This window comes from Nocardia brasiliensis NBRC 14402, from assembly GCF_000308475.2.
Taxonomy (GTDB): Bacteria; Actinomycetota; Actinomycetes; order Mycobacteriales; family Mycobacteriaceae; genus Nocardia; species Nocardia brasiliensis.
Map to the genome: position 1 here is coordinate 260,449 of NZ_BAFT02000057.1, position 16,513 is coordinate 276,961.

The 16,513-nt window shown below is 68.7% G+C and carries 15 protein-coding genes; 10 read left to right on the plus strand and 5 right to left on the minus strand.

All coding sequences use genetic code 11. From position 1 onward, the window contains the following. Positions 1 to 31 precede the first annotated feature (31 nt). The 4 genes from TY25_RS18280 to rsmA all read left to right on the plus strand — a co-directional run bounded on the left by TY25_RS18280 (position 32) and on the right by rsmA (position 4,454). Complete coding sequence (locus TY25_RS18280; RefSeq protein WP_042257787.1) at positions 32 to 859, plus strand: TatD family hydrolase; 828 nt, start codon at positions 32 to 34, stop codon at positions 857 to 859. 247 nt (positions 860 to 1,106) lie between these two features. Continuing rightward, complete coding sequence (locus TY25_RS18285; RefSeq protein WP_042258028.1) at positions 1,107 to 2,234, plus strand: resuscitation-promoting factor; 1,128 nt, start codon at positions 1,107 to 1,109, stop codon at positions 2,232 to 2,234. Positions 2,235 to 2,388: 154 nt separating this feature from the next. After that, on the plus strand, positions 2,389 to 3,540 hold the full coding sequence (locus TY25_RS18290) for a lipase family protein (protein WP_042257789.1): 1,152 nt from the start codon (positions 2,389 to 2,391) through the stop codon (positions 3,538 to 3,540). A gap of 32 nt (positions 3,541 to 3,572) precedes the next feature. Further along, positions 3,573 to 4,454 (plus strand): 16S rRNA (adenine(1518)-N(6)/adenine(1519)-N(6))-dimethyltransferase RsmA, encoded by an 882-nt coding sequence (rsmA, locus tag TY25_RS18295; RefSeq protein WP_042257791.1) that lies wholly within the window; start codon positions 3,573 to 3,575, stop codon positions 4,452 to 4,454. A 389-nt stretch (positions 4,455 to 4,843) separates the two neighbouring features. Here rsmA and TY25_RS18300 read toward each other — a convergent pair whose 3' ends face one another. Then, positions 4,844 to 5,050 (minus strand): heavy-metal-associated domain-containing protein, encoded by a 207-nt coding sequence (locus tag TY25_RS18300; RefSeq protein ID WP_029900442.1) that lies wholly within the window; start codon positions 5,048 to 5,050, stop codon positions 4,844 to 4,846. Positions 5,051 to 5,290: 240 nt separating this feature from the next. On the opposite strand from TY25_RS18300, the gene TY25_RS18305 reads away from it, so the two are divergent. Further along, positions 5,291 to 6,226 (plus strand): 4-(cytidine 5'-diphospho)-2-C-methyl-D-erythritol kinase, encoded by a 936-nt coding sequence (locus TY25_RS18305; RefSeq protein ID WP_042257793.1) that lies wholly within the window; start codon positions 5,291 to 5,293, stop codon positions 6,224 to 6,226. On the opposite strand, the gene TY25_RS18310 is transcribed toward TY25_RS18305, so the two are convergent. Next, a complete protein-coding gene (locus TY25_RS18310; RefSeq protein ID WP_042257794.1) occupies positions 6,227 to 7,075 on the minus strand; it encodes an LLM class flavin-dependent oxidoreductase in 849 nt (282 codons plus the stop codon). A 274-nt stretch (positions 7,076 to 7,349) separates the two neighbouring features. Between TY25_RS18310 and TY25_RS18315 the strand changes: the two genes are divergently transcribed. Continuing rightward, complete coding sequence (locus TY25_RS18315) at positions 7,350 to 9,149, plus strand: ABC-F family ATP-binding cassette domain-containing protein (protein WP_042257796.1); 1,800 nt, start codon at positions 7,350 to 7,352, stop codon at positions 9,147 to 9,149. Between the two features lie 72 nt (positions 9,150 to 9,221). On the opposite strand, the gene TY25_RS18320 is transcribed toward TY25_RS18315, so the two are convergent. After that, on the minus strand, positions 9,222 to 10,106 hold the full coding sequence (locus TY25_RS18320; RefSeq protein ID WP_042257797.1) for an Abi-alpha family protein: 885 nt from the start codon (positions 10,104 to 10,106) through the stop codon (positions 9,222 to 9,224). Then, the gene (locus TY25_RS18325) at positions 10,097 to 11,458 is read right to left on the minus strand and encodes a DUF445 domain-containing protein (protein WP_226887163.1); all 1,362 of its coding nucleotides are present in this window, start codon (positions 11,456 to 11,458) and stop codon (positions 10,097 to 10,099) included. The genes TY25_RS18320 and TY25_RS18325 overlap by 10 nt, the downstream gene beginning before the upstream one ends. A gap of 274 nt (positions 11,459 to 11,732) precedes the next feature. On the opposite strand from TY25_RS18325, the gene TY25_RS44110 reads away from it, so the two are divergent. Continuing rightward, entirely contained in the window at positions 11,733 to 12,575 is an 843-nt protein-coding gene (locus TY25_RS44110; RefSeq protein ID WP_226887164.1) for an Abi-alpha family protein, read from the plus strand. Between the two features lie 223 nt (positions 12,576 to 12,798). After that, the gene (locus tag TY25_RS18335; protein WP_042258030.1) at positions 12,799 to 13,314 is read left to right on the plus strand and encodes a nuclear transport factor 2 family protein; all 516 of its coding nucleotides are present in this window, start codon (positions 12,799 to 12,801) and stop codon (positions 13,312 to 13,314) included. Between the two features lie 10 nt (positions 13,315 to 13,324). Here TY25_RS18335 and TY25_RS18340 read toward each other — a convergent pair whose 3' ends face one another. Then, positions 13,325 to 14,944, minus strand: coding sequence for a peptide chain release factor 3 (locus TY25_RS18340; RefSeq protein ID WP_042257799.1), 1,620 nt, complete (start codon positions 14,942 to 14,944; stop codon positions 13,325 to 13,327). Positions 14,945 to 15,267: 323 nt separating this feature from the next. On the opposite strand from TY25_RS18340, the gene TY25_RS18345 reads away from it, so the two are divergent. Beyond that, entirely contained in the window at positions 15,268 to 15,867 is a 600-nt protein-coding gene (locus TY25_RS18345) for a 50S ribosomal protein L25/general stress protein Ctc (protein ID WP_042257801.1), read from the plus strand. Between the two features lie 23 nt (positions 15,868 to 15,890). Further along, entirely contained in the window at positions 15,891 to 16,472 is a 582-nt protein-coding gene (gene pth / locus TY25_RS18350) for an aminoacyl-tRNA hydrolase (protein WP_014988202.1), read from the plus strand. Positions 16,473 to 16,513: the final 41 nt, after the last annotated feature.

Genomic DNA, 16,513 nt, shown 5'->3' on the forward strand with positions numbered 1-16,513 from the left:
GCACCGTCGCCGGGGTCGCCGGGGGCGTCCGATGAGCGGCAAGCGCCCAGCTCCGGACCTGCCCGAGCCGCTCGCGCCGATCATCGACGCGCACACCCACCTCGATGCCTGCGGCGCCACCGACGCGGCCTCGACCGCGGCGATCGTGGATCGGGCGGCCTCGGTCGGCGTCGGGCAGGTGGTGACCGTCGCCGACGATCTGGCGGCGGCGCAATGGGCTGTGCAAGCCGCGCACTGGGATTCGCGCGTGTACGCCGCGGTCGCCCTGCATCCGACGCGTGCGAACGCGCTCGACGACGCGGCGAAGGCGGAGTTGGCACGGCTCGGCGCGGACCCCAGGGTGGTGGCGATCGGCGAGACCGGCCTGGACTATTACTGGCCGGGCAAGCTGGACGGCTGTGCCGATATCGAGACGCAGATCGAGGGCTTCCGCTGGCACATCGATCTGGCGAAGCAGCTGCGCAAACCGCTGATGATCCACAATCGCGAAGCCGATCACGATCTGCTGACCGTGCTGCTGGACGAGGGCGCGCCGGACACCGTGATCTTCCACTGCTTTTCGTCGGATACGAATATGGCGCTGTCCTGCGTGGCCGAGGGCTATGTGCTGAGTTTCTCCGGCACGGTGAGTTTCAAGAATGCGCACGAGTTGCGTGAGGCCGCGAAGGTCGTGCCCGACGAGCAAATTCTGGTCGAAACGGACGCGCCCTATCTGACCCCGCATCCATTTCGCGGCGCGCCCAATGAGCCGTACTGCCTGCCGTACACCGTGCGCGCGCTCGCGGAAATTCGAGAACAGGATCCGGCGGAACTCGCGAAGCTCAGCACGGCCAACGCGCGCCGCGTCTACGGCATTTGACCGAAGCGCCGGATCCCGGCCGCCCCGCGCGGATACCCGCAAGGGGCCTGGATATGCGAAGTGTGTCCTACGTCACTGTGATAGCCCCGTTTCGTGATTAACCTGCGGTGTCGATATCGCTCCGTGATATTGAAAGCCCCAGCTGAAGCAACTTTAGGTTGTCGACCCCTGACCCCTTCGTTATCGTGCTGTGACCATGGCCCATCCGTCGCCCGACCGCCACGTCCCACTGGATCGCTCCGCGATGCTGTGGCCGATCGCGCGGATCAACCAGTCCCGTTCGCCGCTGCTGTACGCGGCGGTCGCGGCGCTGCTGATGACGTTGATCGTCGGGGCCGGCCTGGCGATCGTGAACCGCAAGACCGTGACCGTGGTCGTGGACGGCGAGAAGCTGTTCGAGACCACGATGTCCACCGATGTGCGCGGCGTGCTGCGGGCGGCGGGTTTCGCCGTCACCGAGCGCGACAAGGTGGCTCCCGCGCTGGCCGCGCGGATCGGTGACGGCGCGACCATCACGCTCAATCGGGCCCGCGAGGTCGAACTGCAGGTCGACGGCCAGGCGCGCAAGGTGTGGACCACCGGCCTGACCGCCGGTGAGGCGCTCGAACAACTCGAGCTGCCCCGGGAGGTCTACGTTTCCCCCGCGCGCAATGAGAAGCTGCCACTGGAAGGCGCCGCGCTGCAGGTCGCGACGCCGCGATCGGTCGCGCTGCGCGACGGCGCCGGCTCCTTCGTCGATGTCCGCCTCGCGGCGCCGACGGTCGGCGAATTCCTCGCGGTGGCGGGCGTTCCGCTGCTCGAACAGGACACCGTCGAGCCCGCGGCGTCCACGCCGCTCACCGAGGGTCAGCGAATCACGGTGACGCGTAAGCGAACCGAGAACCGGACCGAGACGCTACCGCTCGATCCGCCGGAGAACGTGATCGAAGACCCGACCATGAACATGAGCCGGTCGGTGGTGGAGACCCCCGGCGCGCCCGGCGTGCAGGACGTCACGTTCGCGGTCACCATGGTCAACGGCGTCGAGGTGGACCGAAAGCCGATCAACTCGACGGTGACGGTCACGGCCCAGCCGAAGACCGTGCGCAAGGGCGCCAAGCCCGGCACCGAGGTGCCGCCGGTGCGTGACGGCGCGATCTGGGACGCGCTGGCCCGCTGCGAGTCCACCGGCAACTGGAGCATCAACAACGGCAACGGTTACTACGGTGGCATCCAATTCGACCAGGGCACCTGGGAACGTCAGGGTGGTTTGAAGTACGCGCCGCGCGCCGATCTCGCCACCCGCGAGGAACAGATCGCCATCGCCGAAGTCACTCGCGCCCGCCAGGGTTGGGGCGCGTGGCCCGCCTGCACCAGCCGGCTCGGCATCAGCTGACCGGTGACGCCGGTCACGCCCGGTGACTCGCGAATTCGTTTTTGATTCGCGGCCGCGCCACGCCGACCTGGCACTATCCGATTGATCTATACACTCGTCCAGGTTTGGTGACGGTGTGGGTCGGGTTGTGAGGTGTGCGGTGCGAGTTCTCCAGATGTGCCGGCGGGCAGTCGCGGTGACGATCTTGTCGGCTAGCGCCGCGTTGTTCGGGCAGATCGCCCCCGCCCACGCGGCCGCCCCCGGCTCGCTGATCTCGGAGATCGCGCAGCCGGACGGGTGGCGCGGCACCTCGGGCGGTTCGATCGTCGAGTACTGGATGCGCGGTTCGGACGGGACGCCCCGGCCGGCCAGCGGCGCGCTCTTCGTGCCTCGCGGCACCGCCCCCGCGGCGGGCTGGCCGATCATCGCCTACGACCACGGCACCACCGGGCTCGGCATGGGCTGCGGCGGCCAGTCGGATCCGGCCGGTCGGCCGTATCCGGAGAGCCGGGCCAAAGAGGACGCGCTGATCCAGGGCTTCCTGTCCCGCGGCTTCGCGGTGGTCGCGCCGGATTACCTGGGGCTCGGCCGGTTCAACACCGGCCCGCATCCCTATCTCGAGACCAGCACCGAGGCGACGGCCACGCTCGACCTGCTGCACGCCGCCCGCGCGGCCCATCCCGAACTCTCCCGCACCTGGGCGGTCTTCGGCGGCTCACAGGGCGGCCAGGCCGCGCTGGCCACCGCGCACCGGCAGGTGACCTACGCGCCGGACCTCGATTTCCGCGGCACCGTGGCGATCGACCCCGAATCCGACGTGGAGAAGGTGCTGCCGCTCGCCGGTCCGCTGGTGCCCCCGCTGCCCGACGCCGACGGCGCGATGAGCTTCTTCGTCAGCATCCTGGCGGGCCTGCGCGCCGCGCACCCCGACGTGCGCGTCGATCAGTACCTCACCCCGCAGGGCCGCGCCGTGCTGGACAGCGTCGGCACCCTGTGCCTGGACCGCATCGGGGACCGGGTGCGCGGGCTCGGCGTCGCCGATCTGCTCGACGAGTCGCTCGCCACCGAGCCCATCCGGTCCGCGCTGAACGAGTACCTGACCGTGCCCACCACCGGATACAACGCGCCGATCCTGTTGCTGCTCAACGTCACCGACACCGTCGTGCCCGCCCCGCTGCACGGCGCGCTGGCCGCGCAGTTCGCCGCCAACGGCGTCGACTTCCAGACCGTCCTCGGCACCGGCAAGCACACCCAGATCAACCCCGCCATGCAGAGCGCCATCGACGCGTTCCTGGACCGCATCAAGGCGAGCCCGGCCGAGCGGTAGGAACGCCGCGGCGGGGTTGATAGGTTCTCTGGGTGTCCGAAGCCGAAATTGCTGGTCGTGGGAGTGCCGCCCTGCTGGGCCCCGCCGAGGTGCGGGTGCTGGCCGAGCGACTCGGCGTGCGGCCGACCAAGCAGCTCGGGCAGAACTTCGTGCACGACGCGAACACCGTGCGGCGCATCGTCACGGCGGCCGGGGTCGGGCGTGACGACGTGGTGCTCGAGGTCGGGCCCGGACTGGGTTCGCTGACGCTGGCCCTGCTCGATGTGGTGGATTCGGTGGTCGCGGTCGAGATCGACCCGGTGCTCGCGCGCCACCTGCCGGTGACCGTCGCCGACCGGGCGCCGGCCCTGGCCGACCGGCTGTCGGTGGTGCCGGCGGACGCGTTGCGCGTGGCGGCCGCGGATCTGCCCGCGACGCCGACCGCGCTGGTGGCGAACCTGCCGTACAACGTCGCGGTGCCGGTACTGCTGCACCTGTTGGCCGAATTGCCCAGCCTCGCGGTCTCTTTGGTGATGGTGCAGGCGGAGGTGGCCGACCGGCTCGCCGCCGAGCCGGGCAGCCGGGTCTACGGCGTACCCAGTGTGAAGGCGGGCTTCTTCGGCAAGGTCCGGCGCGCGGGTGCGGTCGGCACGCAGGTTTTCTGGCCGGTGCCGCGGGTCGATTCGGGTCTGGTCCGGGTCGAGCGCTACGCCGAACCGCCGTGGCCGATCGATGCCGAGCATCGTCGCCGCGTGTTCGAAGTGGTCGACGCCGCTTTCGCGCAACGGCGAAAGACGCTGCGCGCGGCCCTTTCCGGCTGGGCGGGCTCGCCCGCCGAAGCCGAGCGGCGCTTGGTCGCCGCGGGCATCGCGCCGACGGCGCGCGGTGAGACGCTGGATACCGCGGCTTTCGTCCGGCTGGCCGCGCAAGCCTGACTCGTTCGCCGGACTGGTCGGTTTCCCCGCGTTGCCAACCCATTCGGCGATGTGGATTGTGGATAACTCAGGTTTGACACCGTGCGGGCCGGGGGTTGCGGCCCGGGCTCGCGGCCGATTCGATTGGCTGCCTTATCGATCCGCGTAACGCGAGAACTACAGCTCAGCGCGGGTGCAAGCTGATCTTGACCGCTGGCCTGCCGGGAGGTGGCCACGGCACCGGCGCGACCCTCCGCCGGATGTGGATGAGCCTGTGGATGATTCGTGTGGGCACACTACGGAATACGCCATATCAGTGCCTGCACACAGAAGCCGGACGGCGGGGTGCCGTCCGGCTCTCGGTGTCCGAAAAACCCAGGGGACCGGCCGGTTTCGGCCGAGCCGCGCGGTCAGACGGCGACTTCGTAACCTGCCTCGTCCACGGCGGCGGCGATATCGGTGTCCGCGATCGGCGCGGTGCTCGCGACCGTGACCGCGCCGCTGGCGAGATCCACGTCGACGCTCGTGACGCCGTCGATCTTGCCGATCTCCGTCTTGACGGAGCTCACGCAGTGCCCGCAGGTCATCCCCGTGACGGTGTAGGTGGAACTGGGCATCTCCGACTCCTTCGCTTAGGTCGATCATACGGGCCGGGGGTACCCCGACAGTTCGAACATACCCCCAAGGGGTATTGGTGGCAAGGCTTCGTTCCGCGCCGCGACCCGAGGGTTGCCGGAGCGTTGATCGCTGGATAGACGGCCCCGGCGGCGGGTTGCCGTAACCGAAAGATTCACATCGGGTGAAAGGCGCATATCGACGCGAGCAACCGCCGAGCCCACCCGTTACGCTAGGGCATCGTGCTGTCAGTTGTCCCCAGTCCCATCACCGTGCGGGCACCGTCCAAGGTGAACCTCCATCTCGGCGTCGGTGACCTGCGCGCGGACGGCTTTCACGATCTGACGACGGTCTTCCAGGCGCTGTCGCTCAGCGATGATCTGGAGATCGCCCCCGCGGCCTCGCTCGCGGTGCGGGTCTCCGGTGAGGGCGCCGCGGAGGTGCCGACCGACCGCACCAATCTGGTGTGGAAAGCGGCGGTTCGCCTCGCGCATCTGGCGGGCCGGGCGCCGCTGGTGGAAATCGCCATCGCCAAGGGCATTCCGGTGGCCGGCGGCATGGCGGGTGGTAGCGCCGACGCCGCCGCGACCCTGGTCGGCCTCAACGAGCTGTGGGACCTCGGGCTGGGCCGCGAGGAACTGGCCGCGCTCGCCGCCGAACTCGGCAGCGACGTCCCGTTCGCACTGCACGGTGGTACCGCGCTCGGCACCGGACGCGGCGAGCGCCTGCTTCCGGTGCTGTCCCGCAACACGTTTCACTGGGTGCTCGCCCTGGCCAAGGTCGGTTTGTCCACGCCAGCGGTGTTCGCCGAACTGGACCGGCTGCGCGCCAACGGCACCCCGCCGCGGCTCGGTGAACCCCAGCAGTTGATGCAGGCCTTGGCCTTCGGCGATCCGAAACAGCTCGCCCCGCTGCTGGGTAACGACCTGCAGGCGGCGGCGCTGTCGTTGCAGCCGGAGTTGCGGCGTACGCTGCGCGCCGGCGTCGATGCCGGCGCGCTGGCGGGCTTGGTCTCCGGCTCCGGACCCACCTGCGCATTCCTTTGCGCGAGCGAGGAATCCGCGGTGGCGGTGGCGGCCGAACTGGCCGGCGCGGGTGTGTGCCGCAGCGTGCGCACCGCCAGCGGGCCGGTCGCGGGTGCCCGGGTGCTCAACAGTGAGCCGCCCGGAAAGCACTGATCAGGCGATCACGTCGGCGAGCCGGTCGATCTGGTCGGCGTCGTCGCCGTAGCAATAGAGCATGACCTCGTCGGCGCCCAGATCCGCGAATTGCTTGATCGCCGAGCGAATGTCGTCGGGGGTGGTGAGCATGCCGTCGACCATGTAGTCGGCGCGACCGCTGAATTCGTAGTAGGCGCCCATGGCGGCACGGGCGGCATCGATCAGGTGCCGATCGCCGAGTGCGACGTTGACCTGGGCGACGATGCGCGGCGCGCCGGGGCGGCCGTGCTCGGTCCAGGAGCGCCGGGCGGTGTCGAAGAGGCCACCGGCCCAGGACGGCGCGGCGGCGGCGAGAAGTCCGCCACCCCAGCGACCTACGCGGTCGAGCGCGGCGGGTTGGAAGCCGCCGAAGAGCAGTTCGGGTCCGTCGGGACGTGACGGGGCGGGCCCGATCGGGCCGCAGTCGGCGCCGTAGGGTGCGCCGGACCAGACGCGGCGCAGCACCTCCAGCTGTTCGTCCAGGCGGCGGCCGCGCGTACGCAGGTCGGTGCCGGAGGCGAGGTGGTCGTCCGCGCGACCGCCGACGCCGAGGCCGAGCACGAAGCGGCCGCCGGACATGCGATCGAGGGTGGCCGCCTGTTTGGCGAGCAGCGCGGGCTCGCGCAGTGGCGCGATGAGCACCTCGGTCTGCAGCTTGATGCGGTTGGTGGCGCCGGCGAGCGCGGCCAGTGCGACGAGGGGTTCCGGATTGTCGTAGACGAGCCGATCGAGCAGGCCGAGCGTGCTGAACGGGCCGGCGTCGGCGCGCCTGGCCCAGTCGAGCAGTGCTGCGGGATCGGAAATGGGCAGGCCGAGACCGACATGCATGGGAGAACCTCCAGGAGGGAACGCGAATGGATCGAGCCGCCCTCGCACACCTCACCTTGCGAGGCGGGGCTCCCATCTGCGGCTGTACTTCCGGGGAGCCCTAATTGAACTAACTTTGTTCGTGACGAACGATGTTCGTACCAAAGAATTTAGGCGAACGCCGTTCGTTGCGCAACCCCGTGGACCGCTCAGCTGGTCGAGGCCCGTGCGGACGCGCTCAGTACCCTGGCTCAGGGCGGTATCAGTCCCGCCCCCGCGCAGCCCGGAAGGATCCATGTCCAACCTGATCAACCTTGAGCAAGTCTCCAAGAGCTTCGGGATCACCCCGCTGCTCGACAACGTGTCACTCGGCGTGCACGCGGGCGAGCGCATCGGGGTCGTCGGTCTGAACGGCGGTGGCAAGACCACCTTGCTCGAGGTGCTCACCGGCCTCGAGCCGCCGGACAGCGGCCGGGTCAGCCGGGTCGGCGGGCTGCGCCTCGCGGTGGTGACGCAGCGCGGCGTGCTGCCCGCGGGGGCGACGGTCGGGTCGGTCGTGCTGGCGGGACTGGCCGACGACTTGAACGGGGTAGCGGGCGGGCCGGACGAGGTCGCCGAACACGAGTGGGCCGCGAATCCGCGAATCCGCTCGGTGCTGGAGGGCATCGGCATCGCCGGGCTCGGCCTGCAGACCTCGATCGACAACCTTTCCGGCGGGGAGCGGCGCCGCGTCGCGCTGGCCGCCGCCCTGGTCCGTGACCTCGACCTGCTCGTGCTCGACGAACCGACCAACCACCTCGACGTCGAAGGCGTGCAGTGGCTGGCCGCGCATCTGCTCGAACGCCGCAGCGCGCTGGTCGTGGTGACCCACGATCGCTGGTTCCTCGACACCGTCGCCACCGACACCTGGGAGGTGGTCGGCGGCAAGGTCGAAAGCTACGAGGGCGGCTACGGCGACTGGATTTTCGCCCGCGCCGAACGGGCCAGGCAGGCCGATGCCAGCGAGGCGCGGCGCAGCAATCTGGCGCGCAAGGAACTGGCCTGGCTGCGCCGTGGCGCGAAGGCCCGGACCTCCAAGCCGCGCTACCGGGTGGAGGCGGCCGAGGCGTTGATCGCCGATGTGCCGCCGCCGCGCGACAGCGTCTCGCTGGCCGCGTTCGCCCGCAAGCGCCTCGGCCGCGTCGTCATCGAGCTCGAGGACACCACCCTCACCACGCCGGACGGCCGGGAGTTGGTGCGCGACTTGACCTGGCGGCTCGCGCCGGGCGAGCGGGTCGGTCTGGTCGGGGTGAACGGTTCCGGCAAGACGACGCTGCTGCGCACCCTGGCCGGGGACACCGAACCGGCCGCGGGCAAGCGGATTCAGGGTCAGACGGTGCAGATCGGCTGGCTGCGGCAGGAACTCGACGATCTGCCGACCGATATGCGGGTGCTAGAGGCGGTGCAGCAGGTCGCGCAGCGAATCATGCTGGGCGACAAGGAGATCTCGGCCGGTCAGCTGGCCGAGCGACTCGGCTTCAGCCCGGCGCGCCAGCGCACCCCGGTCGGTGACCTCTCCGGCGGTGAGCGGCGCAGGCTGCAATTGACCCGCATCCTGATGGCCGAGCCGAACGTGCTGCTGCTCGACGAGCCGACCAACGACCTGGACATCGACACCCTGCAGCAGCTGGAAGACCTGCTCGACAACTGGGCAGGCACCCTCGTGGTGATCAGTCACGACCGCTATCTGATCGAGCGCATCTGCGATACGACCTGGGCGCTGTTCGGCGACGGCAAACTCACCAACCTGCCCGGCGGCATCGACGAGTATCTGAAAAAGCGTGCGGCACAAGGGCAGAGCGCCACGCGCGCGGCCGACAAGCCGACCGGGCCGGTGACCGACGCCGCCGCTCAGCGTGCCGCCCGCAAGGAGCTGTCCCGGCTGGAGCGCGCCATCGAGAAATTCGACGAACGCGAGCAGCGCCTGCACACCGCGCTCGCCGACGCCGCCATCGACCCGGACAAGCTCGTCACGCTCAACGCCGAACTCAAGCAGGTGGTGGCGGACAAGGAAGCCGCCGAGGAACGCTGGATGGAGCTGGCGGAGGACGTTTAGCCCGGCGGCACCGATCTCGCACACCCCCGCGCAGCAGTCACAGCTGTTGCGCGGCGGTGCCCGGGTCAGGCCCTAGTGGCCGGCGGCGCGATCGTCGGACACGACGACCGGAATGCAGGTGCGTACGAAGTCCGCGCCGAACCCGGTGAGCGCGACGCTGCGGTAGCTCACCTTGGTGCCGAATCCGGAGCGCTTCAACAGCTCTCGCACCGGTGCCTGGGCTTCCAGCAGCTGATAGCGGTTCGGATTGCCGACCGGCTCGCGGGTGTGTTCGACCAAGCCGAGCCTGCGCAGATTGGTCAGGTACTGCTGGATTCGGTTCGGGAAGCGCAGTCCGGCCTGCTCGCCGACCAGCGTCAGCATGGAGCCGAGTCGTTCCGCGCCGAGCCGCGGGCGGCCGGTGCGGATGTCGATCGACGGTTGCGGGCCGTCCATGTGCAGGAAGCGCAGGATGCGGGCCTCGTCGGGGGTCAGCTCGGCGAGCATGCCCGCGAAGGCCGGATGGTTCTCGTCCTCGCCGTGCGTGCTCGCCGACAGGCGCAGCAGCGCCGCGCCCTGCTCGCGCAGCGTCGGAACGGGTTGTCCGGCAGGCTCGTTCGGCGCCTCCGGCAGCCCGAGCGCGCGGCGCACCCGGTCGCGCACCTCGGATTCGGCCTCGGCCAGCACTTCTCGCGGCGGCACGCCCTGAATGCTGCGCTGGACGACGGTCGCGCCGACGCCGACCGCGGTGCCGACGCTCCACGCGGTCATACCGGTCAGCGCGCTCCAGGTGACCCGTGCGACGCCGGTGGCCGCACGCGCGGTGGCCACGGGATAGGAGACGCGCGAAGGGGATTCGGGGCGGCGTAAGACCTCGCTGTCCGGCCGTCGCGCGAGTTCCGTGGACGCCGGGGCGCCCTCGGGATGGTGCTCGACGGCCCCGGCATCGTCGCCGGGGCCGGGTTTCGCTACAGCCATGTGGTCGCCACTCCTGTTCCGAAGATCAGGATATGAGCGTATCCGGCGAAGAGTCCCAACACGCCGCCATGCAGAAAAAGCAGCCACTCATCTTGTTTGATGGCCGAGCGCAGCATGTCCACGAAGTCCGGCGGCTTCAGCGCCGCCATCTGCTTGGCGATGTACTGGTTGATATGCCTGCCCTGGCGCACGTTGAACTCCGGATCGGCGAACGCGATCGGTGCGATGGTCATGGCCTCGGTGGTCAGCGTGGACTGCAGCGCATCGTATTCGCGGCTGCCGAGCATGAACTTGACGGCGGGCCGGGCGGGGCCGAGCGCGCGGTCCGCGGCGGGGCGCAGCGTGTCCTCGAGCATCTGCATGGTCCGGTCCGAGCGCGGACCGTTGAGCAGTTCGTCGCCGATGTTGGCGACGGTCATCACCTGACTGGACACCAATTCGGCGTAGCCGTCGGTGATCTCGGACTGGCGCTTGATCAGCAGCCCCTGCCGCCACGGGCACCACCACTTCGGGTACGCGGGCGCGAAAATCATATTGATGCCGACCCAGTTGACCACCCAGCCGATGATCACGCCGCCGATCGGCAACACGACCAGGGTCGACCATCCGGTCAGGTGCAGCACGGCGACCACGATCGCGCCCATCGGCGCGCCGAAGAAAAAGCCGAAGTTGATCATGAACCGCAGCTCTTTTGCGCCGAGTACCTGGAACAGCGTGTTGAGCAGTTGCGGCCGGGCCTGGAAGTAGCGAATCACCATCTGCTTCACATCGAGCAGTTGATCAATATTCGCGCCCAATTCATCTGTGAGCTCACGCAGAATATCCGGCAGTTGCTGCTTGACCCGCGCGTGCACCATCTCGCGGACTTGGGTCGGCAGGTTGTACCAGAGCTGTGGATGTTCCCGTTTGAGAATTTCTTCGACGATGTCCTGGATCTGTTCGTCGGCGATGCTCGCGAGATGTTCGGCGAGCTTGTCCGGCTCCAGTTCGCGGTAGAAGTCGGCGACGCTGCCCAGTTTGGCCAGCCCCTTGTCGACGGCGATGCTCGCCATCTTGTCCGCACGCGAGGGCACGATGCCCTGCCAGCCGAATCGCCCGTCATAACTCAGCAGCGGCAGCACTTGAATTCGTTTGGGCAGGAAGGGGTACAACGCGCGAAGTCCGGGTAGTCGCACCCCATGGAACGCGATCGGCCGGAACAGCATCAGCACGCCGGTCCAGTTGGTTATGTACCCGATGACCCCGGTAAAAAGTGGGATCGTCAATAGCTCGAGCAGGATTGTCGGGTGGATTCCGAACACGCTCTCTAACACGACACCCTCCTGCCGACACTCCGGTGACCGCCGCCTCACCGGAACATCAAAGTAGCACCCTGTCGGCATCGGGACTCTATTGTGGCGAGACCGACCGGATCCGCTCGCGCGGGTGGCTCCGCGGTGAACCGTGCCGAGATATCGGTCACAGTGTTTGTCGGCAATGCCGCTCCTGCTCGGTCCTACCGCGACAATGACCAACGACACAGGGGGCAGTAATCTGTGGGGCGGATTCGTTCACCTGGCGATATCGGAGTATGACGTGGCAAACGACAGGACCGGACAGGACATCGCTCGAGCCGGTTCCCGCGCTGTGGAGCGCAGCTCTGATGTCGAACAGCGGCAGATCAGCAACGAGGCCCGGCTGATTCGCGGGGTGTTCCGGGCCGCGGGTCTGGCGGCGGGCACCGTGGTGCGCGGCGGGCAGTGGGCGGTCGGCACCACCTACGAGGTCACCAAGGAGATCACCCAGGCCGCGCTGGACGGCGAATCCTCCGCCGATATCGCCGAGCGGACCGGAAATGCGTTGCGCTCCATAGCTCGTAGCGCGCTCGGCGTCACCGAGGGTTCGGTGCGCGAGATCGTCAGCTACGTGCCGACGCCGAACGGGCCGGGCAATCACAGCGGCGCGCAGCAGCAAGCCCTCGCGGTCGGTTCCTACCTGCGCTCGGCGAGCACCGACGAGCTGCGCCGGCGCGGCGACGCGCTGCTCGCCCGCTCCGCGGACGTCTACTTCACCGAGGACGTGCACCCGGCCTACGACCGAATCCTGGACGAACTGGCGCCCGACGAGGCGCGCATCCTGCGCTTCATGGCGCAGAACGGCCCGCAGCCCTCGGTCGACGTGCGCACCAACCGGCCGCTCGGCATCGGCTCGGAACTGGTGCAGGGCGATCTCACCTCGGTGCCCGAGCAGGCGGGCGTGCGCTACCCGGATCGTTCGCGCCCCTATCTGATCAACCTCAACCGGCTGGGCCTGACCCTGATCTCCGAGGATCCGGTCGTGCTGAGCCGGTACATGGTGCTCGAGGTGCAGCCGGTGGTGGAGGCCGCGCTGAAGAAAGCGGGCCGCGCGCCCAAGATCGTGCGCAAGAGTCTGCGGCTCACCGAATTCGGCGAGGACTTCTGCCGCACCTGCTTCACCATCGCGAACTGATCCGGCGGGGTCCCGACTCTGTCCGGAAGGTCGACCTACGTCGGAATCTCCGACGAAGAGTGATAGCGATCTGGTACAAATCCTTCAAGTCGTGAAGTCATATGGCTTCGGATGGGATTGTTGAAGGATGGAGCAGGGAACCGACGGGCAGGGCCGCGGCGACCCGGGGGCGGGCGTGGCCGACGGGCGCGAGCCGAGCGATTCCGGAACAGGCGGTGCGGCAATGGACGACATCGCCGCGATCAACAGATTGAAGTTCCGCTATCTACGCACCCTCGACACGAAATCTTGGGATGAGTTCGCGGACACCATGATTCCCGAGGCGACCGCCACCTACAGCGAATATCTGCAATTCGAATCGCGCGACGCGTTCCTGGCTTTCATGCGCAACACCCTCGGTCCGCACGTCATCACCGAGCATCGCTGCGATCACCCCGAGATCGACGTCGACGGCGACACCGCCACCGGCACCTGGTATCTCGCCGACACCGTGCTCATCCCCGGGCACAACATGCTGCTGCGCGGTGCGGCCTTCTACTCCGACGAATACGTGCGCTGCGCCGACGGGCGCTGGCGCATCTCGCACACCGGCTACGAGCGCACCTACGAGGTGGTGCTGTCGCTGAGCGATCTGCCGAGCCTGCGCCTCACGTCGAGCAGGTGGGGACTCATCTCCAGGGAGGAGGGCGTCATCTCCGCGGTCGAGCGCGATCCGGGGGCGACGCCAGAGGCAGGCTGACCGAGCGCGCTCAGTCCGCGGTCGCGACCAGCGGCTCCAGCGTCAGCTTCGGGAATTCCTTCTCGATGTACTGCAGCCGCCACTTGTCGCTGAACAGCGCGAGCAGCGCACCGTCGCTGCGAGTGAACACCTCTACCCCGCGCTGCCTGCCGAGCTCGTCCGCGGAGGCGGCGTCGGTGCGCCGGGCCAGCGTGTAGGGCAGGTTCTCCATCCGGGTCTCGACGCTGAACTCGGTCGTCATCCGGGCGGTGACCACCTCGAACTGCATCGGGCCGACCGCCGCGAGCACCGGCGAGGCGTCGCCGCGAATATCGTTGCGCAGCACCTGCACGACGCCCTCGGAATCGAGCTGGTCGATGGCCTTGCGGAACTGCTTGTACTTGCCCGCGCTCTCCGCGCGCAGCACGGCGAAATGCTCCGGCGCGAAGGACGGGATCGGCGGGAACTCCACCTTCTTGTCCACGAACAGCGTGTGGCCGGGGGCGAGCGCGGTCGCGTTCACCAGGCCGACCACGTCGCCGGGGTAGGCGGTGTCGACGGTGGTGCGTTCCCGGCCGAACACGGTCAACGCGTATTTCGTCGCGAACGGGCGGCCGGTCTGCGCGTGCGTCACCACCATGCCGCGCTCGAATTCACCCGACACGATGCGCATGAAGGCGAGCCGGTCCCGGTGCGCGGCGTCCATACCGGCCTGCACCTTGAACACCACGGCGCTGAACGGTTCGGTGGTCGCGCGCTCCTTGCCGTTCACATCGGCGCGCGCGCCGGGAGCGGGCGCCAGCGAGACCAGCGTCTCCAGCAGCTGGCGCACACCGAAGTTCAACATCGCCGAGGCGTAGATGACCGGGGAGGTCTGGCCGGCGAGGAACAGTTCCTGATCGTGGTCCTGGCCGGTGGCCGAGAGCAGTTCGCTCTCCTCGACCGCGGTCGTCCACGCCTCGCCCTCGCGGGCCTCGGCCTGGGCGGGGGTCAGCGACTCCTCCGGCGCGATGGTCGCGCCGCCCGCGGTGCGGGTGAAGTGGATGTATTCGCGCGGCGCGCCTTCTTCGCCGCGGCGCAGCAGTCCGCGGAAGTCGCCCGCGATGCCGACCGGGAGGAACAGGGGCGTCGGGGTGAGCCCGATCCGTTCGTTGATCTCGTCGAGCAGTTCCAGCGGCGCCTGGCCGGGGCGGTCCCACTTGTTGATCACGGTGATGACCGGGATACCGCGGTGGCGGCACACCTGGAACAGCTTGAGCGTCTGCGGCTCCAGGCCCTTCGCGGCGTCGATCAGCATCACCGCGGCGTCGACGGCGGTGAGCACCCGATAGGTGTCCTCGGAGAAGTCGGAGTGGCCGGGGGTATCGACGAGGTTGATCACGCTGTCCTCGTCGGCGCCCTCGGCGCGGTAGTTGAACTGCAGCGCGGTCGAACTGACCGAGATGCCGCGCGCCTTCTCCATCTCCATCCAGTCCGAGACGGTGGAGCGGCGGCCCGCCTTGCCGTGGATCGCACCCGCCTCGGAGATCATCCTGGCGTGCAGCGCGAGCGCTTCGGTGAGCGTCGACTTACCGGCGTCGGGGTGTGAGATCACCGCGAACGTGCGCCGTCGGGAAACCTCGGCGGGGAGACCCTCGGGGGAGGCGGTCAACGGAACAACCTTTCACAGACGACCTGATCGGCAACCGGTCCAATCTACGCGATCGGGTCGGTCGCGACGCGACCCGCGTCCCGGAACCGCCCGGGTCACCCGATTCCGTCTGTACATAACCCTTGCGGTATGGTGTTCGGGTTGTCTCGGCGAGGGTGACCGCAGACCTGATTTTGCGTTCACCGTGATCGACGCGGCGCGGCTTCCGGCCGTCCTCGTTCGCATCCTCTTGCCCCGACGAGTAGACCAACCAAGCCAGGGCGGAGAACAGTCCCTGGCGCACTGTTGACAGCCCGGAACCGCCGTAGGGAGTAGATCCAGTCATGTCCGACGCCAACCTTCTCGAAGCCGCCGTCCGTACCGAGTTCGGCAAGGGCGCCGCCCGCCGTACCCGCCGGGCCGGCAACGTGCCCGCCGTGCTGTACGGCCACCAGGCCGACCCGCAGCACCTGTCGGTCAACGCCCAGGCCTTCTCCGCGATCCTGCGCGAGCACGGCACCAACGCGGTGCTGAACCTGGTGATCGACGGCAAGAAGCAGCTCGCGCTGACCAAATCCGTTGTGGTGCACCCGATCCGCCGCTACATCGAGCACGCCGACCTGCTCATCGTCAAGAAGGGCGAGAAGGTCAACGCCGACGTCAACGTCGTCATCACCGGTGAGGCCGCCGCGGGCACCCTGGTCACCCAGGACGCCACCACCATCTCCATCGAGGCCGACGCGCTGAACATCCCCGAGTCCATCGAGGTCTCGGTCGAGGGTGTCGAGGCGGGCACGCAGATCAACGCGGGCGAGCTCACGCTGCCCAAGGGCGTCACCCTGAACGTCGACGCGGAGACCCTGATCGTCAACGTCATCGCCGCGCCGCAGGCCGAGGCCGAGGACGGCGACGAGGCCGAGGGCGAAGCCGCGAGCGCCGAGTAAGTACTGCTGGATCAGGTCATTCGATGACCGACTCCGTGACCGGGCCCGCGCTCGTGGTCGGACTGGGTAACCCCGGAACCGAATACGAGCGCACCCGGCACAACGTGGGGTTCCTGGTCGCCGACGTGCTCGCGGAGCGCGTCGGCGGCCGTTTCGGTGTGCACAAGAAGTCCGGCGCCGACCTGTTGCAGGCTCGGCTCGACGGGCGCCAGGTGCTCATCGCCAAGCCGCGGACCTTCATGAATCTGTCCGGCCGGCCGGTCGCGGCGCTGGCGAAGTTCTTCTCCGTGCCGCCCACCGAGGTGATCGTCGTGCACGACGAGCTCGACCTCCCGTTCGGCGAGATCCGGCTCAAGCGCGGCGGTGGCGAGGGCGGCCACAACGGCCTTCGTTCCGTCTCCAGCGCGCTGACCACCAAGGACTATCTGCGCACTCGGATCGGCATCGGCCGGCCGCCGGGGCGCCAGGACCCCGCCGATTACGTGCTCAAGCCGTTCGCGACGCCGGAGCGCAAGGAGATTCCGGTGATCGTCGAGCAGGCCGCCGACGCCGTCGAGCTGCTGCTCCGGGTCGGCCTGGAAGCCGCGCAGAACCGCGTGCACTGAGGTCGGCGGCGCGAATTCCCCACGCCGCCAACGCTGTTCGA